This window comes from Chryseotalea sp. WA131a (assembly GCA_025370075.1).
In the GTDB taxonomy this organism is placed as follows: Bacteria; Bacteroidota; Bacteroidia; order Cytophagales; family Cyclobacteriaceae; genus ELB16-189.
Map to the genome: position 1 here is coordinate 4353451 of CP073016.1, position 24586 is coordinate 4378036.

Annotated in this window: 22 protein-coding genes; 12 read left to right on the plus strand and 10 right to left on the minus strand. The window is 41.7% G+C overall.

Translation table 11 applies throughout. The features are described from left to right. The first annotated feature begins 75 nt into the window (after positions 1-75). The 5 genes from ilvB to ilvA all read left to right on the plus strand — a co-directional run bounded on the left by ilvB (position 76) and on the right by ilvA (position 5576). A complete protein-coding gene (gene ilvB / locus KA713_20065; protein UXE66704.1) occupies positions 76-1827 on the plus strand; it encodes a biosynthetic-type acetolactate synthase large subunit in 1752 nt (583 codons plus the stop codon). A gap of 115 nt (positions 1828-1942) precedes the next feature. Next, a complete protein-coding gene (locus KA713_20070; GenBank protein ID UXE66705.1) occupies positions 1943-2233 on the plus strand; it encodes a hypothetical protein in 291 nt (96 codons plus the stop codon). A gap of 299 nt (positions 2234-2532) precedes the next feature. Then, positions 2533-3603, plus strand: a complete 1071-nt coding sequence (gene ilvC, locus KA713_20075; protein UXE66706.1) for a ketol-acid reductoisomerase — start codon at positions 2533-2535, stop codon at positions 3601-3603. A gap of 69 nt (positions 3604-3672) precedes the next feature. Then, complete coding sequence (locus KA713_20080) at positions 3673-4251, plus strand: class I SAM-dependent methyltransferase (GenBank protein ID UXE66707.1); 579 nt, start codon at positions 3673-3675, stop codon at positions 4249-4251. 74 nt (positions 4252-4325) lie between these two features. Then, positions 4326-5576, plus strand: a complete 1251-nt coding sequence (gene ilvA / locus KA713_20085) for a threonine ammonia-lyase IlvA (protein UXE66708.1) — start codon at positions 4326-4328, stop codon at positions 5574-5576. A 234-nt stretch (positions 5577-5810) separates the two neighbouring features. On the opposite strand, the gene KA713_20090 is transcribed toward ilvA, so the two are convergent. The 6 genes from KA713_20090 to KA713_20115 all read right to left on the minus strand — a co-directional run bounded on the left by KA713_20090 (position 5811) and on the right by KA713_20115 (position 13734). Further along, complete coding sequence (locus KA713_20090) at positions 5811-7022, minus strand: GIY-YIG nuclease family protein (protein ID UXE66709.1); 1212 nt, start codon at positions 7020-7022, stop codon at positions 5811-5813. Next, a complete protein-coding gene (locus KA713_20095; GenBank protein ID UXE66710.1) occupies positions 7009-8976 on the minus strand; it encodes a DEAD/DEAH box helicase in 1968 nt (655 codons plus the stop codon). Before KA713_20095 ends, KA713_20090 begins: the two co-directional genes overlap by 14 nt. Positions 8977-8979: 3 nt before the next feature. After that, positions 8980-11697, minus strand: coding sequence for a class I SAM-dependent DNA methyltransferase (locus tag KA713_20100; protein ID UXE66711.1), 2718 nt, complete (start codon positions 11695-11697; stop codon positions 8980-8982). A gap of 166 nt (positions 11698-11863) precedes the next feature. Next, the gene (locus KA713_20105; GenBank protein UXE66712.1) at positions 11864-12037 is read right to left on the minus strand and encodes a KilA-N domain-containing protein; all 174 of its coding nucleotides are present in this window, start codon (positions 12035-12037) and stop codon (positions 11864-11866) included. A gap of 229 nt (positions 12038-12266) precedes the next feature. Next, the gene (locus KA713_20110) at positions 12267-13427 is read right to left on the minus strand and encodes an ATP-binding protein (protein UXE66713.1); all 1161 of its coding nucleotides are present in this window, start codon (positions 13425-13427) and stop codon (positions 12267-12269) included. Positions 13428-13542: 115 nt separating this feature from the next. Then, entirely contained in the window at positions 13543-13734 is a 192-nt protein-coding gene (locus KA713_20115) for a hypothetical protein (GenBank protein ID UXE66714.1), read from the minus strand. Between the two features lie 85 nt (positions 13735-13819). Between KA713_20115 and KA713_20120 the strand changes: the two genes are divergently transcribed. From KA713_20120 to KA713_20130, 3 genes are all read left to right on the plus strand, one after another. Then, positions 13820-14593 carry an HAD-IIA family hydrolase gene (locus KA713_20120; protein ID UXE66715.1) on the plus strand — a complete coding sequence of 258 codons (774 nt, stop codon included), beginning with the start codon at positions 13820-13822 and terminating at the stop codon, positions 14591-14593. A 53-nt stretch (positions 14594-14646) separates the two neighbouring features. Then, entirely contained in the window at positions 14647-14883 is a 237-nt protein-coding gene (locus KA713_20125) for a hypothetical protein (protein UXE66716.1), read from the plus strand. Between the two features lie 109 nt (positions 14884-14992). After that, entirely contained in the window at positions 14993-15403 is a 411-nt protein-coding gene (locus KA713_20130; protein ID UXE66717.1) for an OsmC family protein, read from the plus strand. Between the two features lie 31 nt (positions 15404-15434). Here the strand turns inward: KA713_20130 and KA713_20135 are convergent, their stop codons facing one another. After that, the gene (locus KA713_20135; protein UXE66718.1) at positions 15435-16391 is read right to left on the minus strand and encodes a YafY family transcriptional regulator; all 957 of its coding nucleotides are present in this window, start codon (positions 16389-16391) and stop codon (positions 15435-15437) included. 161 nt (positions 16392-16552) lie between these two features. Between KA713_20135 and KA713_20140 the strand changes: the two genes are divergently transcribed. The 4 genes from KA713_20140 to KA713_20155 all read left to right on the plus strand — a co-directional run bounded on the left by KA713_20140 (position 16553) and on the right by KA713_20155 (position 18711). Then, on the plus strand, positions 16553-17365 hold the full coding sequence (locus tag KA713_20140) for an AraC family transcriptional regulator (protein ID UXE69205.1): 813 nt from the start codon (positions 16553-16555) through the stop codon (positions 17363-17365). Positions 17366-17451: 86 nt separating this feature from the next. Beyond that, positions 17452-17826 carry a VOC family protein gene (locus KA713_20145; protein ID UXE66719.1) on the plus strand — a complete coding sequence of 125 codons (375 nt, stop codon included), beginning with the start codon at positions 17452-17454 and terminating at the stop codon, positions 17824-17826. A gap of 63 nt (positions 17827-17889) precedes the next feature. Further along, positions 17890-18348: a VOC family protein gene (locus KA713_20150; protein ID UXE66720.1), complete on the plus strand. Its 459-nt coding sequence runs from the start codon at positions 17890-17892 to the stop codon at positions 18346-18348. A gap of 9 nt (positions 18349-18357) precedes the next feature. Next, on the plus strand, positions 18358-18711 hold the full coding sequence (locus KA713_20155; GenBank protein ID UXE66721.1) for a TfoX/Sxy family protein: 354 nt from the start codon (positions 18358-18360) through the stop codon (positions 18709-18711). Between the two features lie 154 nt (positions 18712-18865). On the opposite strand, the gene KA713_20160 is transcribed toward KA713_20155, so the two are convergent. From KA713_20160 to KA713_20170, 3 genes are all read right to left on the minus strand, one after another. Next, on the minus strand, positions 18866-19864 hold the full coding sequence (locus tag KA713_20160) for a ketoacyl-ACP synthase III (protein UXE66722.1): 999 nt from the start codon (positions 19862-19864) through the stop codon (positions 18866-18868). Between the two features lie 137 nt (positions 19865-20001). Further along, positions 20002-23583: an aminopeptidase gene (locus KA713_20165; protein UXE66723.1), complete on the minus strand. Its 3582-nt coding sequence runs from the start codon at positions 23581-23583 to the stop codon at positions 20002-20004. A 53-nt stretch (positions 23584-23636) separates the two neighbouring features. After that, positions 23637-24527 (minus strand): ABC transporter ATP-binding protein, encoded by an 891-nt coding sequence (locus tag KA713_20170; GenBank protein ID UXE66724.1) that lies wholly within the window; start codon positions 24525-24527, stop codon positions 23637-23639. Positions 24528-24586: the final 59 nt, after the last annotated feature.

The window sequence follows — 24586 nt, forward strand, 5'->3', positions numbered from 1 at the left end:
ATAGACAACGCTGAGCGGCTTGCAGCTTGAGGCTTGTAGCTTAAATTAGAAGAGCTAGAAATAAATGAAAAGGAAATGGTAGCAACAGAGATTGAAAAACGGGAAGAAGTGACTGCGAAGGCAGCCTTGAAGATCACGGGCTCTGAAGTGTTGCTGCGTTGCTTGGTGGAAGAAAAAGTGCAACACATTTTCGGCTACCCCGGTGGGGCGATTATGCCGGTGTACGATGCGCTCTACCACTATGCCGATAAGCTTACGCATTTGTTGGTGCGCCACGAGCAAGGCGCCATTCATGCGGCACAAGGTTACGCAAGAGTTTCGGGCAAGGCGGGGGTGGTGTTTGCTACTTCGGGGCCAGGTGCTACTAATCTAGTAACAGGTCTTGCCGATGCGTTGATTGACTCTACTCCCGTGGTGTGCATCACAGGTCAGGTGTTTGCGCATTTGTTGGGCACTGATGCCTTTCAAGAAATTGATGTGGTGAACACAACTATTCCAGTTACGAAATGGAACGTGCAAGTAACGGAAGCGAAAGACATTGCACCCGCCATCGCGAAAGCATTTTACATTGCCGCGAGCGGAAGGCCGGGGCCTGTGTTGGTGGACATCACCAAAAATGCGCAGAACGAGTTGATTGAAGAATTAGAATACGAACCTTGTCGCGCGGTGCGCACCTACAAACCGAAACCTGTTTTACAAGTATCACAAGTAGAAGCGGCAGCGGCTCTCATTAATAATGCGAAGCGCCCCTACATTTTAGCGGGACAAGGAATTTTATTGTCGGGGGCGACTGATGAGTTGATTAAATTCTCTGAAAAGACAGGCATACCCGTGGCGAGTACGTTGCTGGGCTTGGGCGGATTTCCCACCAATCATCCCAACTACGTTGGCTACCTCGGCATGCATGGAAACTATGGCCCGAACGTAAATACGAATCAATGCGATGTGCTGATTGCCGTGGGCATGCGCTTTGACGACCGCGTGACGGGCAATGTGAGCAAGTATGCGAAGCAGGCGAAAGTGGTTCATATTGAAATCGACAAAGCGGAGATTAATAAGATCATCAAAGCTGATGTAGCTGTGAATGCCGATGCAAAAGAAGCGTTGTCGGAGTTAATCAAGCATTGCAAACCAAATTCACATTCAGGATGGATTGACAGCTTTAAAGCATTGAACAAAGAAGAGTTTGAAAAAGTGGTGGAGAAGGAAATCAAAAACACCAACAGCCTGAAGATGACCGAAGTGGTGCACATGCTTTCCGAACTTTCCAACGGTGAAGCGGTGGTAGTGACCGATGTAGGTCAGCACCAAATGGTGACGTCACGTTATTACAAATACAAAAACCCGCGCACTAACATTACCTCGGGTGGAGCGGGCACGATGGGTTTTGCTTTGCCGGCTGCGATGGGCGCAAAGGTGGCCGCACCGCATCAGCAGGTGATTGCCATTATTGGCGATGGTGGTTATCAGATGACCATTCAAGAGTTGGGCACGATTATGCAATACAAAATCCCTGTAAAGATTTTGGTGTTGAACAATAACTTTTTGGGAATGGTGCGGCAGTGGCAACAGCTTTTCCATGGCAAGCGCTATTCGTTTACCGAAATGGACAACCCGGATTTTGTAAAAATTGCAGAAGCCTATCGCATCACAGCCGATAAAGTGACGGAGCAAAAAGATTTGGAAACCGCGCTGAAGAAAATGTTGGCAGCCGATACTTCTTATTTTTTGGAAGTGGTGGTGGAGAAAGAAGACAACGTATTCCCGATGGTGCCCGCTGGCGCGGGAGTGGCGGAGGTGATTTTGGAGATACCGAGTGGGAAGTAGTAGGCAGTCGGCAGTAAGCAGTTGGCAGGATGGTAAGAGCAAGTAGGCAATAAGCAAATGCAGTAGGCAAAGTCTCTGCGAAACTCTGCGGACTTTGCGGTTAAAAGATAAAGAGATGAAACAAGATTTCACATTGGAGGTGGCGGCAGACAATAATTTTTCTGTGTTGAACAGGATTATTAATGTACTTAACCGCAGGCGCGTGCGTATCAAAAAACTGATGGCGCATGAAAATGAAAATGATTTTCGCAGGGGCGGTGTGATTATGTTGCTATTCACTACGCCTGACATGATCGAAAAAGTATCTGCCCAATTAGAAAAACTGATTGAAGTGGATATGGTGCGGTCGCATGAGGGAAGTCATTTGTATTATGAATTGAGTGAAAGGATTGTGGACGTTGATTGAGAAGTAGGCAGTCGGCAGTAAGAAGTAGGCAGGGATGAATGAGAAGGTTGAGAAACAATATGTAAGTACAGTGCGGCAGGGATAGGAGCGGAAAGCCCGAAGCGTGATGATGAGTGGATGGACGGACTTGTAGCGGATAGCCCGGCTGCCGCCCAAAATAAAATAAGTAGTGAATGATGAACAAAATGGCAATGAAAAGTAGGCAGTCGGCAGTAAGCAGTAGGCAACTACTAACTACTATCTCCTGACTTCTAAATTCTAACTTCTGAATTCTTTTTTAAACATAAACAACAAATAAAATGGCTAAAATTAATTTCGGTGGAACAATAGAAGAAGTGGTAACACGCGAGGAATTTCCGATGGAAAAAGCACTTGACGTGCTGCGCGATGAAGCGATTGCAATTATCGGTTACGGTGTGCAGGGTCCTGCGCAGTCGCTGAACTTGCGCGACAATGGTTTCAATGTGATTGTAGGACAGCGCAAAGGCAGCAAGACGTGGGACAAAGCGGTGGCGCATGGCTGGATTCCGGGCGAAACACTTTTTGATATTGAAGAAGCGGTGAAACGCGGAACGATTATTCAGTTTCTGCTTTCGGACGCAGGGCAAATTGCACTGTGGCCTACTATCAAACCGTACATGACTAAAGGCAAGACGTTGTATTTCTCGCACGGGTTTGGCATTACGTTCAAAGAACAAACGGGCATTGTGCCTTCTGCCGATGTAGATGTGATTTTGGCCGCGCCAAAAGGTTCGGGCACCTCGGTGCGCAGATTATTTTTGCAAGGCAAAGGCATCAACGCTAGCTATGCTGTGTTTCAAGACGCAACGGGAAAAGCAAAGACAAAAGCGATTGCATTGGGCATTGGCGTAGGCGCTGGTTATTTGTTTGAAACAGATTTCAAAAAAGAAGTTTACTCGGATTTGACAGGTGAGCGCGGCACGTTGATGGGCGCCATTGCCGGAATTTTTGAAGCGCAATATGAAGTGCTTCGCTCCAAAGGACATTCGCCTTCGGAAGCATTCAACGAAACAGTGGAAGAACTCACACAAAGCTTGATGCCACTCGTGGCCGAAAACGGAATGGATTGGATGTATGCAAATTGCTCAACCACGGCACAGCGCGGTGCGTTAGATTGGAAAAAGAAATTCAAAGCAGCTACACTGCCGGTGTTCAAAGAATTGTATGAAAGCGTAGCAAGCGGTGCAGAGGCGAAGCGTACCATTGAAACCTGTAGCAAACCTGACTATCGCGAGAAGTTGGCAGAAGAATTGAAAGAAGTTCGTGAGAGCGAGCTGTGGCAGGCTGGCGCAGCGGTGCGTGCGTTGAGACCGGAGAAGGCAAGTGTGGAGGCGAGCATGATAAACTAGTAGGCAGTCGGCAGTAAGCAGTCGGCAGGTTTTTGCTTCGACTGCCTACTGCTGACTTTCTAAAGTAATATGGTTCAAACAGTCAACCAACAATTTCCTACTGCATACAAAAGTATCGATGATGCTACAAAGCTCTCGGGCTTTACGATGGCCTCGGATGTGCTGACAGGTTCTTTGTTGAGGACACTGGCGGGTTCAAAACCAAGAGGTAAATTTTTGGAGCTGGGCACGGGAACAGGATTGTCTACCTCGTGGATATTAGATGGGATGGATGAAGAATCAACGCTCACTTCTGTTGACAATGATCCTAAATTTCTAGAGATAGCTCAATCTTTTTTGGGAGATGATAAGCGATTGAAATTGATTTGCGTGGATGGAGGAGAATGGATAGAGAAGAATAGAAATGAAAAATACGATTACATCTTTGCGGATACATGGCACGGAAAATACCTTCTTTTGGAAGATGCTCTTTCGATGCTAAACAAAGGTGGATTTTACATTGTTGATGACATGCTTCCGCAACCCAATTGGCCAGAAGGTCATCAGGAAAAAGCAAGCAGACTCATTGATTGTTTGGAGCACCGAAAGGATTTAATGGTAACAAAACAAGTTTGGTCAACTGGAATAATTATAGCAGTTAAAAAATAGTAGGCAGTAAGCAGTCGGCAGGTTTTTGTTTCGACTGCCTACTACATCCTGCCTACTGCCGACTTTTCAAGAAAATGGTAACAACACTCCCTCAGCAGATCGACATTCACAAAGCGCACCTTGTTCTAAAAAACATTGTATTGAAGACGCCTTTGCAGTTTCACCGAAAGTTGTCGGAGAAGTTTGGCTGCGAAGTGTATTTGAAGCGCGAAGATTTGCAGGTGGTGCGGTCGTACAAAATTAGGGGGGCGTATAATTTGATTCAGAGCCTGAGTGAAGAGCAACGCCAGCGTGGGGTAGTGTGCGCGAGTGCGGGTAACCATGCACAAGGCGTGGCGCTTTCGTGCAAGCTACTCGATATAAAAGGTGTGATTTACATGCCGGCCATTACACCCAAACAAAAAATCAATCAAGTGAAGATGTTTGGTAGTGGGTTGGTGGAAATTGTGCTGATTGGTGATACGTTTGATGAATGTCAGATGCACGCGCTGAAGTTCACAGACGAAAGCGACAAAACATTCATTCCACCCTTCGACCATATCAAAACCATTGAAGGACAAGGCACCGTGGCAAAAGAAGTGCTGGACGAACAATCGGATATTGATTATTTGTTTGTGCCCGTGGGCGGTGGTGGTTTGTGTGCAGGCATGTCGCACTATTTTAGAACGTATTCGCCTAACACCAAAATCATTGGCGTGGAGCCAACGGGTGCGCCTTCGATGAAAGAAGCACTGAAGGCAGGCAAGCCAGTGGTGTTGGAAAAAATACAACGCTTTGTAGATGGTGCGTCCGTAAAAAAAGTAGGCGACCTGACGTTTGACATTTGCAAGGACACCCTCAGCGACATGCTATTGGTGCCCGAGGGAAAAGTGAGTTCCACCATTCTGCAACTTTATAATGAAGACGCCATTGTAGCCGAGCCGGCAGGCGCACTGACCATTGCCGCCCTCGACCAATATGCAGCACACATCAAAGGCAAACGTGTGGTGTGCGTATTGAGCGGTGGCAACAACGACATCGACCGGATGCAGGAGATTAAAGAACGCTCGTTGCTGTACGAAGGGTTGAAACATTATTTCATTGTTCGCTTTGCGCAGCGGCCGGGTGCGTTGAAAGAGTTTGTCAATCACATCCTCGGCCCCACCGATGACATTGTGCGCTTCGAGTTCATCCAAAAACACAACAAAGAAACCGGCCCGGCTTTGATTGGCATTGAACTAAAATCAAAGGAAGATTACGTATCCCTCATTGCCCGCATGGGCGAATACAAACTCAACTACACCGAGATCAACCAGAACGAGAATTTGTTTGAGTATTTGGTGTAGGTGACAAGAAAAACGTCAGGCGAGGTTATAAACCTGGCTTGACGCGATGCCGTTGTGACGTGCCCCTTCGCTGCGTTAGCCCAGTTTGCCACGGCATTTGGTAATCGAAAGATAAAGTTTTTTTATAAACACACCGAAATAAACCAGAACGAGAATTTGTTTGAGTATTTGGTGTAGGGGTTGAGCTTGAGTTTTGACTTGTGCCTTGCAAATGTGTTTGCACCAGTGAGACCGTTATTTAACTACAATTTTCTTAAGGTCCTTATCATACCGATAGTTAACTATTTGCTCATTCAAAATCAATTCAATAGCTTTTTCTATTTCATCAAACGGAACTACAAACCATTCTCTCGGTGTGATTCGTTTTCCTTTAATGATTTCAATGTCAACATTAAGGCAAGTTTCTGCAAAAAATCTATGAAGAAGTTGCTCTAGTTTCTCTGCGTTCCTGTTGTAGCACGCGTAACTTGCGACTTTAATTACCTCCGCATACAAATAAGTCGCTTCATTTTTTGCGTTTTTAATCCTTTGTTCAAGCGGAGAAGTTGAAAACCCTATTTTGTATAGGTCTTTGATTTTTGAAATTTCAGGATGAAGTGATTTTGATTTAAGTACATATATCCACCCGGTTTGAATATCTTCCTCTTTAACCATCCCTGAATTCACATAGAGTTCAGCATTTATTTCTTCGTAAGTATTCGTAATCAGTTTACCATTCTTTTGAATTTGCTTTCCTAGGGAACGAAAAAGCATATTACTATATGTTCCGTTTTCAAAGATTGTGAAAGTCCGACCTTCAATCCGTTCACGGCCTCCTGATGTCTCCCAAAAGGTCTTCTCAAGATTAGCTTCCTTTAAGTAAAGCATTACTCCGTCAATCAAGTAAAAATCGCCTACGTGTAAATTCTTTTCGGTATTTCTGAAAGGAAGAACCTTACGTTTCCCCTCCTTTATTTCCCGATGTACTTTTTGAAACATAGCTTCGTAGGGCTTAAACTCTGACTCTTTCAATGGCTTTCTTTGTGCAACAAAATCTGCTTCAGCTCTTTCATCTTCCTTCGAAATATGCTTGTATTTAAAAATTGACAAGTCACTATCAGTTTCTAGTAAGCCAAAGTCGTCATCACTTAAAATATCATCAATATTTGTTTTGAGAATTTCCACTTCTCCTAAAAGATTATGACGGTCAAATGGCTTTAAAATGACTTTCTGTTGTTCGTTTTGCCTAATGTTTTTAAGTCGAGCTAAAAGCCCATATTCAGACATGCTTGATGTATTCGGTTCTCTTCCGTTTTTATCAACAAAGCCATTAATTTCTTCAAACGAATCAACTAAGCGGTCATCTTCACTTTTCACGTTTGATGTTTTTGCCGTTGACTCCAGCAAGCCAAAATCATCATCCTGGAAGATGTCGTCTAATGATATTTTTTTCTTATTGCTGCTCATTCAATGCTCTTTGTCTTTTTAATTCACGTAAAAATATGACCGCCTCTGCCATTCGCTTTTCTTTTGGGTCATACGATTGAAGATTTGGCGCTTCCCCTGTTCGACCAATCCACTCTTTTATTTTAGGCCAAAGCATAATAGCTTCCTCTTCTGTCATTTCGATTTTGATGGATTGAATATGCTCATCAATCAATTTCAATATGTGAGTGGTTACTGATTTTGATAAAATCTCAAATGCCTTTTGAAATGGGTTTACCTGGTCAATCAAGTCAATATGAATGTCATCTATATTCACAAAGCTATTTGCCATGCGCACAAATTTCTTTCCGCCCTGTTCTTCAATAACACTGTTTTTAATTACTGAATCTACAACTACATGCTGGCGAACGGCTTCTACATCAGCCTCACTCAAATCAGGGTACACTTCCCGAATGATTTTTGGAATTAAAACTGTATTGATTACTTCGGGCTCAACATTGCCGGGCATTGCTTTCAACATTTGGTCGTCTTGCAAAATCCGGGCTTTCAAATCGTTTAAGTCACTTTCAATAATATCTTTTGCACGTTGAGATGTAGGCAACTTAAAACCTCTGATTCTTATCGTGCTTTCATCGTCATTTTTTTCGCCTTCAGGATTGTCGTCATCCTTCAATTTGAATTTGAAATTAGGCGCAAGTACTTGTTCCATTAATAGAGAGGCGGTAATGGCTTTCAACATATTATTTACCGCCACTTTCACCTCATCCGTTTCAGCTTCCGGTTGTGCAATTAGGTTCGTGAATTGTGCGTGCGTTTTGTTGTTGCTGTCTCGTGTTGCGCGGCCAATAATTTGGATTATTTCTGTTAATGAACCTCTGTAACCTATGGTTAATGCATGTTCACAAAATGGCCAGTCAAAGCCTTCCTTCGCCATGCCAAGGGCAATGATGATATCAATATCTTCCGGTGAATTTACTTTACGCAGATAAGCTGAAATCTTATCTCGCTCGTTTGGATTGTCATTTACCAAATCGGCAATTTTAAGCAGCTTTCCAGAGCGTTTGCTTTTGACAAATAGCACGCCTGTTTTTTCATCCTGATATTCCAAATCGCCTAAGGCATCCATAATGTGGCCTACCTCTTCATATTTTTCTCTTGATGATTCGGCAGAGTTCACACTCGGAATATGAATGATGGTTTTTTTCTTTTCATCTAAGATTTCTTCCAATGCCGACATTTGTTTGTCGGGCTGCTTTTTGAAATAACGACCTGTGTAAAAGTGGTAGCCAATTCCCAACGATTTTAAAAATTCATAGCCGTTTAACTGTTCATAATAGGTGTAGGTAACTTTTGTGAACTTGGCCTCAATTTCAGGAAGTAATACGGGCACATTGTCGCCTCGAAAATATGAGCCCGTCATGGCGACAATGTGAGCGTTTGATTTTGACATTATGCCCTTCATTACTTCGCCCAACCGATTATCACCATCAGATGAAACGTGGTGAAACTCATCAATGGCAATCAAGGTATCATTCAATTTCTTTTCGTCCAGCCCTTCAAAAGCAAAACGCAACGTGGCATGTGTACAAATCAAAATACTATCGCTGCTTTCTAAGAATTGCAGAAACGTTTTTACTTTGCTTTTGTCTGTGCCTGCCGTGCATAAATTGTATTTGGGGCTTACTGTCCAATCTTCATAAAAGCCAAACTTCTTTAGCTCGGTTGAACTAAATGAAGCACCAATTGATTTTTCAGGAACAGCAATGATGGCTTTTTTAATTCCCTGATTGTTGAGTTTGTCTAAGGCGATAAACATTAACGCTCTTGATTTGCCCGATGCTGGCGGTGCTTTTATCAACAGGTATTGGGCGGTGCGTGCACCATAAGCACGCTCCTGCATTTCACGCATGCCTAGTGCGTTCGTCTTTTTACTCTTACCAGTTTGGCCGTATTCTACTTTTATTAAATCGGGCATATCTTATTTTTTTGACTTCGTCACTGCCTTTTTCTGTTTCTTCTGTTTTTCAAACAACGTCCCTCTTTTGGTCATCTCCTCATACATTTTAAACAAATACTCAAGCCTTTCCGTATCTGATGTAAAGGGCTGAAGGCGGTAACATTGCTCTACGGCTCTGTCAAGTTCTTCATGCGCTTGTTTTAAGCCTTTGGGCATTTTATCTGGGTCGTAAAGTTGAGCCATTGTTTTTTCTGGATGTTTGGCCCGCTCATCCAATATGGCAAACACATACAAATTCAGATTTTCCTTTTGCTTGAGGGTAATGTCAGGAAATGGAAAAGTATTGTAACACAACTTGGCGGAATATCTGTAATCTGTTTTTAGTTTTCCACCAACTGCATCCACCCAAACCATGTGCATATTGGAATGGATAACTCCGAACAGCCAAGGTTGAGCTTCATAGATTGCAAGAGCAGAATCACCCATTATGGTTTCATCATTTAGAAATCCCAAAGGAATATATGTTCTGTTCTCCGAAGAATGTCTTGGAATCAAGATATAATCACCTTCTTGATGTTTATCTTCATCAAAAAAATGTGGTGTTTGAGCTTTTTTCCTAGTTGCTTCTTTGGTGCTTTTTAATCTAAATGTTTTAATTTTTTCAAAACGCTTTGCAAATTGCGGGATTTCATAAGCTTCTTTAACTGTTTTATGGGTTATATGGATACAAAATCTAAGGTGGCCATTTAAGAACTCATGAGCACCAATAAAATTTCTAATAAATTTTTGTGTAATACTGTTATGTAAAATGAGTTCTTGTTTCTCTTTTTCATCTAATAATAAATTCCCATCATCACTAATCTTACTTCCGCTGGTCATTTCAGGCAATCCAGAAATAGAATAACTTCTTCCTACAATGATGGCATCAGTAGAATCGAGAAGATATGCATTGATATTTTTAGCTTCTCTTCTGGAGTTGTTGTTAAATAGATATTTTGGTTTTGCACTTTTGTTTCGCAATCCTACAATAGTAACTGTAACGCCAGCATTACCTTTGGCATTATTTATCCACTTGAAGGATTGGTAGGCAAAATCAATTTCAATCCTTGAACTTAATAATTTCGTCCACAACAATGCAACTTGTTCACCTTGACAAATTGAGTTTGTTGAAACAAAGGCGAGTTTCACGTTTTGACTCTCAATGTATTTTACTCCTTTGTAAAACCAGATAGAGATATAGTCAAGATTTTTGTATCCCTCGAAAGAAGAAAAAACCAAATCCATATCATTTTTCTGCTCTTCTGCCTGTAGACTTTTTCCCAAATAAGGCGGGTTCCCAATAACATAAACTTCATCATCCTTTTCAATCGGGCATACAATTTTCCAATCAACACGTGCAGAGTTTCCCTGCACAATTTTTCCCGCTTGCTTTAAAGGCAAAATAGGTTTGCTCTTTCCGAAGTCAAACAGCATTTCTTCAAATACTTTATTCATTTGATGCTCGGCCAACCAAAGTGAAAGTATGGCCATTTCGTGGGCAAAGTCTTTTATTTCTATGCCATAAAACTGTGTTAGTTGTATTTGTGTGAATTCTAAACCTGGTGAAGGACTGAGGTCAATTATGCGCTGCAGGATTTTTATTTCTAACAAACGAATTTCTTTGTACGCGATAATCAAAAAATTCCCGCTACCGCAGGCAGGGTCAAAAAATTTGATTTTAGAAATCCGGTTAACAAGTTTTCGCAGTTGCGGAATGGTTTTGCTGTTTTCAAATTCTTCGTAAAGTTCGTCTAAAAACAGAGGCTTGATGAGTTTTAGAATGTTTGGAACGCTTGTATAGTGCATTCCCAAATCGCTGCGTTCTTCAGGATCGGATACCGCCTGAATCATTGAACCAAAAATGTCGGGATTGATGTCGCGCCAGTTGAGTTCTCCCAGTTCAACTAGAATTTTTCGTGCCTTAGCGGTAAATACTGGGGAGGCAAATTTCTTACCTCCAAATAAACCGCCATTTACATAAGGGAAAGGGGCAAAGTGCGCAGGAAAACCTTTTGCAGTTTCCGAGTTTAATCGCTCGAAAAGTCTATCAAGAAATACGTTCGTGTCGCTACCGTTTTCGTTGGTGTGTTGGTGGAGTGTGTTAGTAAAGATGCTGTCGCCCTCAAAAATGTCAGTGTCTTCAGCAAAGAAGCAAAACAACAAGCGCGATAAGAATATGTTCAAGTTGTGAACACTTTCTTTTGAGTTGTAAACGTTCGGATTTTGTGTAATGAGCAAATCATAGAGTTGTGCCATTTTGTAGGCTGCATTGCGGTCTGCTTCGTTGTCGTTGGTTGAATGATAGACTTCGCTACCAGCAAGCGGTAAAAAGAAAGCATAATGGCTCGGCAAATCTTTAAGCGGAATGTCTAAGTTCTTGCCAAGCTTTAAATCTTTTGCCACCAAGTTTGTGAAGTCGGTTACTATTGCGAACCGTGGTTGATGCTTTGAGATTCGTTCATCTTTTGCAACAGTCTCAATTGAACTTAAAAGCTTGTCGGCTTTTTCTTGTTTGAAGAACACCTTCTTTTTGTACAATATTTCTCCGTCCGTTTTAGATAGGTTAAAATCTCCATTTTTCAAACGGGTAATAGAAGTCTTAGAAATGCCATATGCCAAAAGCAAGTCAAACAGAAACTCGTCCTTCGAAAACCGCTCGAATATCTGCTTTACGTTATGTTCTATTTCGTGACTGCTCATTCTGTGAAGTTCATTGAATAATCCGTTAATATCGTGAATTTTTCAATTGAGGAATGAGGGTAGGAAACTGATGTTCTAAAGAAAGCAGTTTGGCTGGTTTGTGGCAAGGGCAGGCTGGATATTTTTTTGCGGTGCGGTACTTTCACTTTTGAAATCTCTTTAGGTATTAGATTTTCTTTGATGGCATCTCAATGGTACTTTTCAGGCTCAGCCATTTTATAATAATGGCTTCCTGCATTTGACTTTTCGACATATCCGTCAGAGAGATGAAGTCTTCGTCTTTATTCTTTAGAATAGTGATTTCAGCACCATCAACAATTATTTTTTTATTCTTTGCCATAACAGTCATGTAAGTCAGGTAAATTATCCAAATTTAAACCCATCGAATTCGAGGGGTTTAGTTTGAGATAACAAGCCAATTTACCAAATCAAAATTTCCGCAGTGAGTGTTTCTTCCAGTTTCTTTTGGTCAGTCGAAAATAGTTGGTCGAACACTTGGGCGTCAAATTCGAGTTTTTGCCTCCGCCCACACGCCCAAATCCGGAATCTGAATCCAGATTTGTCCAGTATCAGTTTTTGATTTTAGCTATATTCTTCCAGTTCAGAATCTTCGTTTTTTCAACTTGCCCATCTTTTCCATTGAAGACCAAGTAAGATGACTTCAATTTGGGATTCAATTTTTGCCAATAGCGGATGCCTTTTAGAAAATCCAAGTGAAACGTGGTAGATGACTTGATTTCAATAGGCACAACAGCATCCGACTGGTCGAGCAGCAAATCAATTTCGTTACCAGTTCGGTCGCGCCAGTAAAACAAGTTGCTTCGCAAGCCGCGGTTCAACCTACTTTTCAACAGCTCAATTATCATCAAGTTCTCCATCAAGGCTCCGCGCAGTGGATGGTTCGCCATCTGCTTTTCATTTTCTATTTCAAGCAACGAACTGCAAAGCCCGGTATCATAAAAGTAAAGCTTGGGCATTTGCAAAAGTCGCTTACCAAGATTGTTGTAATACGGTTGCAGTCGAAAGGCAATAAAACTCGCTTCGAGTATGCCCAGCCAGTTGAGTACCGTCTTTTGGTCGATGCCGCAGTCGTTGGCGATGGCGGAGTAATTCAGTTGCTGCCCGGTGCGTGTAGCGCAGATTTTCAAAAACCGCTGAAACAAGGCAAGATTGCTGATGTTTTTTATTTGCCGAACATCACGTTCAACATACGTCAATAAATAATTGGGATAGTAGTCAGTAGGTGCAATGCGTTGCTGGTACAAGCGCGGGTAGCCACCACGGAACAAAAAACCATCAAGCGTTTGTTTGCCGAAGTTTGTATCACGAAGTTCAGTCAAGCTAAACGGCAGTAATTGAATGAAGGCAATGCGGCCCGCCAGCGTTTGCGTAATGGTTTCGAGCAATAATAAATTTTGCGAACCCGTAATCACGAAAAGTCCTGCTTTCTTTTTGTGAGCATCTACCAATTCTTGCAGGTACGATAGCAGTTGAGGTGCACGCTGAATTTCGTCAAAGACAGCGCCATTTTTGTAGGCTGATAGAAATGCGCGAGGGTCGCGGATTGCCAGTAACACCGTATCTTGGTTTTCAAAGCTGACGTACGGCTTTTTTGGAAAGAGTTCTTTCGCTAGGGTGGTCTTTCCAGATTGACGTGGACCGAGCAACCCGACCACGGGAAACTTAGTGGCCAATTGTTTTAGTTTTTGCGAAGCGGCTCTTACTACCATTTTGCAAAGATAATGAATTTGACAAATCCGGAATCAGATTCCGAATTTGTCAAGTACGAATATGCCTTTTTAACCTAAAAACGGCTATTTGTACAGATTTTTAAAAAAATCTACTTCAAGGTTCTTGCAAAAAATATTTATCCCAGATAGCCAGCGCTGGCTTTGGTTGAAACGGAGTATCGACCATTCCAATCGTGGTAAACAAGAAAATATTAGATGGCGCAGCCGGTTCTTCTTTTTTACTACAAGCAAATAGAATAAGAAGACTTAATGGGAAAGTACTTTTTAACATGGTGGTAATAGCCATCGAAATCGGTTACGTTAAAATCAGATGGTTTGTTCAGTACTAGTCAACAAAATGATTAACTTGTCTCATAAAATTAAAAAGAAAAATGGCACAAGGTTTATTGATTGACATGGATGGTGTGATTTATGGTGGTGATACGATGATTGCAGGCGCAGATACATTCATCAATCGGTTGCTAAAAGATAACATTCCCTTCATGTTCATGACCAACAACAGTCAGCGCACGCGCATTGATGCCGTGCGCAAGTTGGCCAAGATGGGTATAAAAGTAAGCGAAGAGCACGTGTACACCAGCGCCATGGCAACAGGCAAATTTTTGGCCAGTCAAATTCCTGGCGGCACTGCGTTTGTGTTGGGCGAAGGTGGTTTGATTTCCAGTTTGCACGAAAATGGAATTTCGTTGGTGAATTCAGATCCTGATTTTGTGGTGTTGGGCGAAGGAAGAAATTTTACATTGGAGATGGTACAAAAATCGGTGGACATGATTTTGGCAGGTGCCAAATTTGTGATCACCAACCGCGACCCATCTCCTAAGAAAATGGGCTGGGATAATTTGGGCATAGCTGCCACCAGCGCCATGATTGAGGAAGCCACCGGCATCAAGGCATTTGTGGTGGGCAAGCCAAGCCCTGTGATGATGCGATCGGCACGCAAAGCATTGGCTTTGGAAACAGCCGAGACCACCATTATTGGCGATACGATGGACACCGACATCCGCGGAGGCGTGCAGATGGGCTACAAAACGATTTTGGTGTTGAGCGGTGTGACGAAAAGAGAAAATTTATCGCGCTTTGCTTTCAAACCTGATTTGGTGGTGGATTCTGTTAGCGATATTAAGTTGCCATTGATTTGGTGGTAGTTTTTTGTCTTAGTTAAATGCATTATTTTTAAGATTAAGATGTTAAAATGATTATGAAAGAAGCCATAGCCCTACGAAGAGAAACAAAAAAGTACATCGACCAAGCGGATGTTAAAACCATCAAAATGATTCATGCACTTTTAGAAGCTGAAAAGGAGAGTGATTGGTATGACGATCTTAGTGAAGGTGCGCGTACTTCTATTGAAAGAGGTTTAAAGGATGAAAAGGCGGGAAGGACAACACCTCATGAAGTTGTTATGAAACGTTATCAAAAATGGAGATTAAAATAATCTGGTCTGATAAGTCAATAAAGAAATTTTATGACAATTGTTCTCCTTTCATTTTGGAATGTGAAGCAGGATACATTAAAAATTAAATATCAATAAAACTTAAACACTTATGAAAAGAACAGCATCCGCGCACTGGGAAGGAGATTTGAAAACCGGAAAAGGACACATCACTTCGCAAAGCACTGTCCTCAACAACACACAGTTTTCATTTAAAACACGATTTGAAGACGGCATCGGCACTAATCCTGAAGAGTTATTGGCTGCCGCTCACGCTGGCTGCTTTACCATGGCAGTAGGTGCGGCACTTACACAAGTCGGCACTCCTGCTACTTCGCTCGATACCATGGCAACTCTCAATTTGGAAGGATTAGATATTACTGGTATACATCTTTCCATTAAAGGAAAAGTGCCGGGTATTACCGCTGCTCAATTTGAAGAAGTGACCAAAGGCGCAGAGAAAAATTGCATCATTTCAAAAGCATTGAAAGTGGCGATCAGCTCGGATGCTGAATTGTTGTAGCGATTTCTAGATTGATAAGAACTTCACGGACTCAGGCAATCACTTTGTAATGTTCGTGAAGTTCTTCTACCAAATGAAGAACGTGTTCTTTTAACTCTTCGGGGCTTTCTATTTCTACCGCTCGGCCGTACGATAGCAACCAGCGCGCCATCATGTTCAAGTCGGCCGTCAAAAATTTCATGCGCACACGGCCTTCTGCTTTTTCTTCTGACACATACCCAAAATAGTGACGTGAGTTTTGCACGAATTGTGCGGCTTCCATCTCAAAGCTAACCTCAGCCGATTTCATTTCTGTGTTCGTTTGTTGCAAGCTGTTGAGGTACTCTTGCAAGGTGGAGATACTGCGAGGTGCAAAAACCGTTTCCGTTGTTTTTAAGTGGCTGATGCGGTCGGTGCGGAAATCGCGAAAACCATTGCGCAGCCGGCACCACGCAATCAAATGCCACGCGGCACTGTAATAAAATAAACCGATGGGCTCCACCTCGCGTGTGGTGTGCTCGCTTTGGTTGTTGAGGTATTGAAATTGCACCACCTTCTTTTGTGCAACGACCTTTTGCAAGTCAGACAAATGGTTGCCGGCCTGGGCGGGCAACTGCATGTGCGGTTTTAGTACTTCGATGTGCGCTTGCAAATTTTCCAAGTGATCTTTTTGTGCTTCGTTGAGCACGGCCTTCACTTTCATCAACGCATTTTCAAATGCCGTGCGCACCGAGTGATCCGTCATGCGCTCGACCAACTTTCCAGCCATCATCATGGCGCTGGCTTCATCTTGCGTGAACATGACGGGCGGCAAATGAAAACCATCTACAATAAAATAACCCGTGCCTGCCTCCGAGCCAATGGGCACACCTGCTTCCATCAGTGCCTTCACATCGCGGTACACGGTGCGCAAACTGATTTCGAACCGATGGGCAATCTCCTCTGCTTTTACAATGCGCTTGGTTTGCAGTTGAATGAGAATGGCAGTAAGGCGATCGATGCGGTTCATGTGTGAAAGTTAACAAGAAGACGGGAGGTGGGCAAAGACCGGATACAAAAAAGCACAATTGCCTTCATGTTAAGAATGGGAATTTGTAGGTTTGAGGGCTACGTAAATGCAATAGTTGGCCGTCATTGTAAAAAGACACCGTACAAAAATTGACAATGGAGTTGAATCCGAAAACATATGAGCCGACTACCAAATTGAAAGAATTTGTCAAACGGTATTGGACATTAGACGGTGAGAAAGAAAATATACCTCTCAAAAACACCATCATACCAGACGGCACGATGAAATTGATTTTTCATTATGGAGAAACCTACAAACATCATTCACAAAATGGCGAGATAACAATTTTACCAAAATGCTTTCTAATTGGACAATTGACAAAGCCCTATGTGATTGAGCCCATAGGAGTAACAGGTAGTTTTGTTGTGCAATTCAAACCAAATGGATTTTTACCGTTTACATCAATCCCAATCAAAGAAATGGAAAACACTGCGGTGCCATTGACCATCTTGTATGGAGCAGAAGGCGTAAATCTTAGCAATCAAATCTTAAACGCAAACTCTACATCTGAAAGAATTAATCTTATCGAGACCTTTCTTTTAAAAAAATTAGCTGATAAACGCATAATCGACAAAATCGTAACATCAACAATTGAAACCATCTTCAGCACAAATGGACAGTTCTCGGTGAATGAATTTTCAAAGAGCAATAACATAAACCGAAGACAATTAGCTCGGAAATTTTCTTCAGCCATTGGGTTAAGTCCAAAACAATTAGCAAAAACAATTAGAATTCAGGCAACATTGAAAGTATTACTGAATGAACAGATTACAAGCCTAACTGACTTGGCTTATGAAAACGAATATTTTGACCAAGCACATTTTATTAAAGAATTTAAGGAATTTACAGGATTGACACCGAAGGAGTTTTTCGGAGACGACCTAAAAATGTCTTTGATTTTTGACAAAAAATAAGATTGTCCCATTTTTACAATTTTGCCGTTTGGATTGATTCTTCCTTTGCATCGCAACAGTGCAAAAAACTTAAAAATCACATTAAAATGGCAAATGTAAATCCAGTTGGTTGGTTTGACCTACATGTAGCAAACTTAGACCGAGCAAAAAAATTCTACGAAACAGTTTTCAATGTAAAACTTACTGACCTTCCTATTGAGTGGGGCAAGCAATCGCTTTTCCCTTTTAACCACGAAAGCCCAAACATTTCAGGTGCATTGGTTGAAAAAGTAGATTTTGTACCAGCTAGCAACAATACGGTTATTTATTTTGAAACCGAAGACAACATAACAGAGGAACAAAGAGTTGAAAAAGCTGGTGGAAAAGTTGTGCAACCTAAAATGAATATTGGTGAATTCGGTTTCATCTCCATTTTTATTGATACAGAAGGCAATACGGTAGGACTTCATTCTCGCAAGTAGTCTTCAGACCTGGCTAACATTTTTGACATTCTGAGTAAAAAAAAACCAATTAAGAATAAAAATATGAGCAATAAATTCTTTCATATAATCCTGCTTTTGTCCTTCACTTTTTTTCAAGCTAAATCGCAAGAAAAGGCAATATCAAAAAATGCAAGTGGCAACCCGGTAGGTTGGTTTGATGTTAACGTAGGAAACTTAGACCGAGCAAAGAGATTCTACGAAACAGTTTTCAATGTAAAACTAACTGACGCTCCCATGGAATGGGGGAAGCAATCATTTTTCCCTTTCAATCCCCAAAGCCCCAACATTTCAGGTGCTTTGGTAGAGAAAAAAGAATATCAGCCAAGTAGCAATAATACAGTTATCTATTTTGAAACCGAAGATATCATTGCAGAAGAACAAAGAATTGAAAAGGCTGGCGGAAAAGTTGTGCAATCTAAAATGAATATTGGTGAGTTTGGCTTTATCTCTATATTCATTGACACAGAAGGCAATACAGTAGGGCTTCACTCGCGTAAATAATTTTCATTTATGACCTACGACACAAACCTTGCTGATAGAGTTAGAGAATATCTTGCTGAAATACCTGGCATAGACATTGATGAAAAAGAAATGTTCAATGTTTTAAACTTTATGGTAAATGGAAAGACTTGTGTTTGTGTAAGTGGTGAAAATTTAATGTTGCGTTTTGACCCAAGCCGACAAGAAGAACTTTCGGAAAAAGATGGTTATGAGACAATGTTGATGAAAGGTAAAGAATACAAAGGTTATTGCTATATAAACCCAGACGGGTTTAAAGACAGAAAAGACTTTGAATTTTTCTTAAACTTATGCCTTGACTATAACAAAGTCGCCAAGTCATCAAAGGAACGAAAGACGAAATAAAACAAAGAACGGCTAAAAGCGGTTTTCCGTCAGGCGGGGTTCAGTGCTTCGTCTGATGCTTCTTGGTGTATTTGAGCTTTGTTACTTCGTATCAAGTGGGTACCAAAAATCTCGCCCGCACGCAAGGCCGCAAAACTTTACTGATCCCCTATCTCTACCACCTAATCAATGCTGAGGCCCACGTAAAGCCACTGCCAAAGGCAGCTAAGCAAACGATGTTGCCTTCTTGAAGTTTTCCTTCGGCCCAGGCTTCGCTTAAAGCAATGGGAATGGAACCTGCCGTGGTGTTTCCGTAGCGCATAATGTTGTTGTACACTTGGTCATCGCGCAACGCAAGTTTTTCTTGTATGTATTGGCTGATGCGCAAGTTGGCTTGGTGTGGCACGAGCAAATCAATTTGTTCTTTGGTCATGTTGTTTTTGGTGAGTGCCTCGTTGATCACTTCCATAAAACGCACCACCGCATGTTTAAAAACTTGGTTGCCATTCATCACCACTTTAAATCCCGTAGTATCTAAAAATTGTTCGGCCTGCCGCTCAGCATGTGGGCGGCTGCTGCCGGGGTCTTTTACATAAAGTTCTTCAGCAAAACGCCCATCGGCATGTAAATGCGTAGATAAGATGCCCGGCTTATCGCTCGCCTGTAAAATGGCCGCGCCTGCGCCATCACCAAAAATCACTGCCGTGTTTCTTCCACGGGTGGTAATGTCAAGTGCCGTAGATTGGATTTCGCCACCCACTACCAATATGGTTTTGTACATACCCGTTTTTATAAATTGATCGGCCACCGATAGTGCATAGATAAAACCCGAGCACGCATTTTTAATTTCAATGGCACCGATGCCTTCCAAGCCTAGTTCGCGTTGCATCAGCACGCCCGAACCAGGGAAGTAATAATCGCTGGTGATGCTGGCGAACACAATAAACTCCACATCTTTTTCGGTGAGGTTGGCGCGCTGCAAGGCCATGCGCGCGGCCTTTGCGCCCATGTTGCCAACGGTATCTACGGCAGGGTCAATCCATCTGCGCTCTTTAATGCCGGTGCGTTCCACAATCCACGCATCGTTGGTCTCCATTAAGGTAGAAAGATATTCGTTGGTGATTACAGTATCAGGCACATGGTGGCCAAGGCCAACAATTTTGGAATGGGGCATAGCAGCTTTTTTTGTGGCTGCTAAATTAAGGAATTGTTACCTAATGAGTGTTAGTTTACGAGTCCAAAAGTTTAAAGCTCTTGGGTTAGATTGGCTAGGCCATAAACCAAGAACTTTAAACCCTGAACTTCAAACCTTTAGCGCTTCACCAGCCCCTTCGAATTATCATTTGAGTGACGGTCAATCAGTTTGTGCAGTGGGTCGATGCCTGCCTTACGTGGTTTTGATTTCACCAAAATCTTGAACTCATTTTCTTTCTTGGTGATTTTGTGTTTTTTCAAATACAACAGACTGTCTTGGCCCGCTTTGTTTTTTCCATATATGCCAACGTCAATCCAATCGTTGATGGCCAGTGGTGTTTCAAGGCCCGTGCTATCGGCACGTAATTTTTCGGCCGAGGTGTAAAGAGTAACTTCAAATTCATCTTTACCTTTTTCTTTGTAGAAGGCTGAGTCGGTTTTGTTCTCAAATAGCGTTATAGTCTCAAACATATCTTTGATGATATACTTCATACTATCAGGCGTGACTTTTCTAATCTCTTTGAGTAAATCAGCCGAAGTGGGGTAAGGCGCATCTTTAAATCGCCATGTTTCATTAAATCTTCTGAAGGCAGCATTCACACTGTCTTCGCCAATGTAATCTTGCAATGCATAGAAGGCAAGCGAAGCTTTGTTATAATGTATGTAGCCTTGGCCTTCTACTAACTCTAACGGTTGCTCTTTTTTACTTTCACCGGCACGGCCTGATAGGTAACGATCCAATTCATATTTTAAGTACCGTTCTAAAATTTCAGGAGTAAACTTATGTTTCAATACCATTAGCGCAGAATATTGTGACATACTTTCGCTAAGCATCGCATTGCCCTTTACACCTGCCTCCATTACTTGGTGACCCCACCACTGATGAGCAACTTCGTGGGCGGTTACATAGTACACATAATCAATGTCCTTATCGGGATCGTCAATTTTGGCAATGAAGCCGATGCCCTCACTAAAAGGAATGGTATTGGCAAACGACTGGGCAAAGGAGGAATAGCGAGGAAACTCCATGATGCGTACCTGACGATATTGGTAAGGGCTGAAATTTTTTGAGTAATATGCGAGAGCATCTTTCATACCTTCCATCATTTTGTCAATGTTATACTCATGGCCTTTGTGATGGTAAACTTCCAAGTTGATGTCATTCCATTTATCGCGCTTTACTTCATACCGAGCCGAAATAATGGAGAAAAAGTTGCACATGGGTGCATCCATTTTGTATTGGAAATATTTACGGTTGCCCTCGTCCCAACTCTTTTGAAGGTAGCCCGGTGCAATCGCGATTTGGTCTTTGTCGGTGCTGAGTACAATTTCAAAAGTCACGTGGTCGGCATCATCCCCAAACAAACTTTGCGATAGTCCGCGTGGGTCGTTGCGCTCCATCATCCGTTCCTTGGCGGGAAGTTTCTTTTCTTTGCGGTCGTTGTCATCGCTCATTTCATAGTCTTCATTATAACCCAGTGTGGGGAAGTATAAATTATTGAAGAAGGTGCCGTTGTAAATCACGTCTGTGTTAGATGAATTGGTATCCGTAAATCCATTGGTTTTGAAAACGGTTTTAAAATCCATACGAACGCTATCGCCAGGTTGTAGTGGTTCACTCAATTGGTAAATCGTGTACTTGAACTTATCAAACTTTTCCTTTACACCGTTTTTTTTATTGAACTCCAACTTTTCCAATTTAATTAAGCTAGAGGCATTTTGTTGAATATGAATATCCGAAATAGGTGCGTTTGTTTTATTCTTAAGAATGAAATAGCCTTCTGCTGTGAAATCGCGCGAAACAGGAAAGACATCTACTTTTAAATTGATTTCTGTAATGCGCGGTTGGGGAACAAACTCAAACTTTTTTAGTGTCTTTTCATAATCCACTTGCAAGCCTTCACGCTCGTCTTTGTTGGTATATTCGTTTAGTACATTCGTGTTGTAAAAAATATAGAACCCTGTAGAAACAAAAGCGGCCACCGCACAGATAATCATGGCCACCAATGATCGAGACAAACGAAGCTTACCTGCTTTCCAACGCATGTTAATCACATCTTCCGAACCGCGCGAAGAAAAAATAACGGCTATCGCGAAAAGAAACACAACGAAAGCAAACCAATAAATCTGAAACCAACTGAAGGGTGTTACAAAGTGTCCGTATACATTCATATCAGAATAAGTACCCAAGCTACCATTACCAAATTGAAAAAGTGGATGCTCTAACCCTAACTGGCTAAAGAAAGAAGTCAAGATGAAAAAAACAATGGTTACGGCAAATCCTAAAAACTTATTATTAACCATGACTTGAATAAACATGGATAGCAGTGTGAATAATACCAACAAAGCTAATGTCTCAGTATACATTGTACTTAGGTAAAGCCCAATCTCAAAGTTGTAATACCCATATGCAGCTTGTATAAAAATCCCGGTAACAATCAATACAGCGATTAAAACAATATATACAAGTAAGAGCCCTAAGAACTTTGAAATTAAACCTATAAAATCTGGAATGGGCATGGCATCTAAGATGAGATTTAGATTAACGGATCTTTCTTTCCACACCAACTCACCTGAATAAAGAACTGCTATAATGATGAAGAATAATGTAAAGCTGGATAGCAAACCTAATATTGTATACGTGGTAGGGTACGAACTCGTGCCAAATAATTGATTGAGATTAAACGAATTGGCAATCAAGAGCAGCATCCCTGCTATTACTATCCCAATAAATGGAACCTCCTTAAAGACCATTTTAAAATAGAACAGAGTAAGTTTTACTAACTGCCCAAAGTGAGTGGAGAAATTGCTGAATTGATGAGCCAAAGGAATTTTTGTTTCCTCGGGCTTAATTCTTGCCATGTTATCTTTAGCTAATTTAGTTTTGAAAATAGAGCTGCGAACTACGTTGAAACTAAATGCAAAATGATTGATTGCTAGAATCAAAATCCCTGCCCCAATCCAAAGCAGTCGATTATAGAGGATGTATCCCTCTAAGGGGATTTGTAATGTGTTTCGCTCGCCAGGTGTCCAGTACTGGGTATGATAACTAAATGCACGTATTCCGAATGGGTCAAGTAAAGAAGCAATTTCTTTATGCTCCAGATCACTTAATAATGAACTAGTTCCGCTATAAAGAACAATCAATAAAATCCCTTGCATGTAAATGACAATGGATTTCCTCGATAGCGCACCGCTCGTGAAGAAAATAGCCCCTGTAAAAAACATATTCGGAACTACAAAAATTAGGAACGGCTGCCAGTAAGAAATTAAGTTAAAGGGAAGCATTCGTTCAGCTTCGCGGGTCGGCCAAAGATCGCCAATCATAAAACCTAAAGGCAAACTAGCAGCAACTAGTAGAAGAACAACAAATGAACCCCAATAGCGGCCCATTAGATAATGAAACTTTTTAATAGGAGTACTAAAAAGTATGGCCTCGGTATTGTGTTCAAAATCGCGAAGTACGGCTACTCCCATGATGGCAGACGAAATCAATGTCATGATGTAACTCATAATCACAATCATTTGTCCTATTACAAAGGGTGCATTCTCTTTTACCTGACCTGCTCCACCACCTATCTGTACGATGTCGGTTGTAACAGCAAGAAGGCACATGAGAAACATGAGGGCGAAGTAAATGTAGTTAGCCGCACGGGCTTTGCGATACTTTAACTCAAAGAGAAATATATTTTTAAACATATTGCAGTATTCTAGTTATTGGGAATTGGATACTTACGTGCCTGATAGTAGGATTAAGCAATTACTTCTTTTTTTGCGTTTCCGAAAATATGGGTGAAGTACACATCTTCTAAATCTGCTGGCACACGCTCAAAACTTTCATCGGGCTGCTCATCATTCAGTACCGAAATTACCGGACGTCCACCAATTAACCGTTCCGAAATAATATTGAACTTACCGCGATACGAATCTAATTCTGCTTTTACAATGCTCTTTTTCCAAACCTTGCCTTCTACTTCGGCAATGGCATCCATTGGGCTGCCTTTGTAAAGTACTTGGCCTTTGTTAATAATAGCCATATCGGTGCAAAGTTCTTTTACATCTTCAACAATATGGGTAGAAAGAATCACGATAGTATTTTCTCCAATCTCAGAAAGCAGATTCAAAAACCGATTTCGTTCAGCAGGATCTAACCCTGCAGTAGGTTCATCAACGATAATCAATTTCGGATTGGCTATCAATGCTTGTGCGATACCAAAGCGTTGCTTCATACCACCAGAGTATCCTCCCAAGTTTTTGTTTCGGGCTTGCCATAGATTTGTTTTTTGCAGAAGTGCTTCTACCAACCCTTTTCGTTCTCCTTTATTGCTGATACCTTTGAGTACTGCGAGATGGTCCAATAATGTAACCGCATCAATTTTTGGATATACTCCAAACTCTTGCGGCAAGTAACCAAGTATTTTCCTTACCTCTTCTTTTTGCGTGAGTACATTGAGATTGCCCAATTGAATCGAGCCACTATCTGCCTCTTGCAGTGTGGCAATCGTACGCATGAGCGATGACTTGCCCGCACCGTTAGGGCCGAGGAGCCCAAACATGCCTTGGTTGATGGTGAGCGATACATCTTTCAATGCTTGCACTCCGTTGGAGTACGTTTTGCTGAGGTTTTGAATGATCAGTTGCATAGTAATAGAGTGGGGGTTGATTTTAATTTGTGTTAGACGGGTTTGTTACCAGATTGTTT

Bases quoted from the DNA above. Each gene is read 5' to 3' on its own strand.
- KA713_20135 (UXE66718.1), bottom strand. From the start codon at position 16,391: ATGAACCGCATCGATCGCCTTACTGCCATTCTCATTCAACTGCAAACC.
- KA713_20170 (UXE66724.1), bottom strand. From the start codon at position 24,527: ATGCAACTGATCATTCAAAACCTCAGCAAAACGTACTCCAACGGAGTG.
- KA713_20070 (UXE66705.1), top strand. From the start codon at position 1,943: ATGAAACAAGATTTCACATTGGAGGTGGCGGCAGACAATAATTTTTCT.
- KA713_20155 (UXE66721.1), top strand. From the start codon at position 18,358: ATGACCTACGACACAAACCTTGCTGATAGAGTTAGAGAATATCTTGCT.
- KA713_20115 (UXE66714.1), bottom strand. From the start codon at position 13,734: ATGGCTATTACCACCATGTTAAAAAGTACTTTCCCATTAAGTCTTCTT.
- KA713_20150 (UXE66720.1), top strand. From the start codon at position 17,890: ATGAGCAATAAATTCTTTCATATAATCCTGCTTTTGTCCTTCACTTTT.
- KA713_20100 (UXE66711.1), bottom strand. From the start codon at position 11,697: ATGAGCAGTCACGAAATAGAACATAACGTAAAGCAGATATTCGAGCGG.
- ilvA (UXE66708.1), top strand. From the start codon at position 4,326: ATGGTAACAACACTCCCTCAGCAGATCGACATTCACAAAGCGCACCTT.
- KA713_20160 (UXE66722.1), bottom strand. From the start codon at position 19,864: ATGCCCCATTCCAAAATTGTTGGCCTTGGCCACCATGTGCCTGATACT.
- ilvB (UXE66704.1), top strand. From the start codon at position 76: ATGGTAGCAACAGAGATTGAAAAACGGGAAGAAGTGACTGCGAAGGCA.
- KA713_20125 (UXE66716.1), top strand. From the start codon at position 14,647: ATGAAAGAAGCCATAGCCCTACGAAGAGAAACAAAAAAGTACATCGAC.
- KA713_20165 (UXE66723.1), bottom strand. From the start codon at position 23,583: ATGTTTAAAAATATATTTCTCTTTGAGTTAAAGTATCGCAAAGCCCGT.
- KA713_20110 (UXE66713.1), bottom strand. From the start codon at position 13,427: ATGGTAGTAAGAGCCGCTTCGCAAAAACTAAAACAATTGGCCACTAAG.
- KA713_20095 (UXE66710.1), bottom strand. From the start codon at position 8,976: ATGCCCGATTTAATAAAAGTAGAATACGGCCAAACTGGTAAGAGTAAA.
- KA713_20090 (UXE66709.1), bottom strand. From the start codon at position 7,022: ATGAGCAGCAATAAGAAAAAAATATCATTAGACGACATCTTCCAGGAT.
- KA713_20105 (UXE66712.1), bottom strand. From the start codon at position 12,037: ATGGCAAAGAATAAAAAAATAATTGTTGATGGTGCTGAAATCACTATT.
- KA713_20145 (UXE66719.1), top strand. From the start codon at position 17,452: ATGGCAAATGTAAATCCAGTTGGTTGGTTTGACCTACATGTAGCAAAC.
- KA713_20080 (UXE66707.1), top strand. From the start codon at position 3,673: ATGGTTCAAACAGTCAACCAACAATTTCCTACTGCATACAAAAGTATC.
- ilvC (UXE66706.1), top strand. From the start codon at position 2,533: ATGGCTAAAATTAATTTCGGTGGAACAATAGAAGAAGTGGTAACACGC.
- KA713_20130 (UXE66717.1), top strand. From the start codon at position 14,993: ATGAAAAGAACAGCATCCGCGCACTGGGAAGGAGATTTGAAAACCGGA.
- KA713_20120 (UXE66715.1), top strand. From the start codon at position 13,820: ATGGCACAAGGTTTATTGATTGACATGGATGGTGTGATTTATGGTGGT.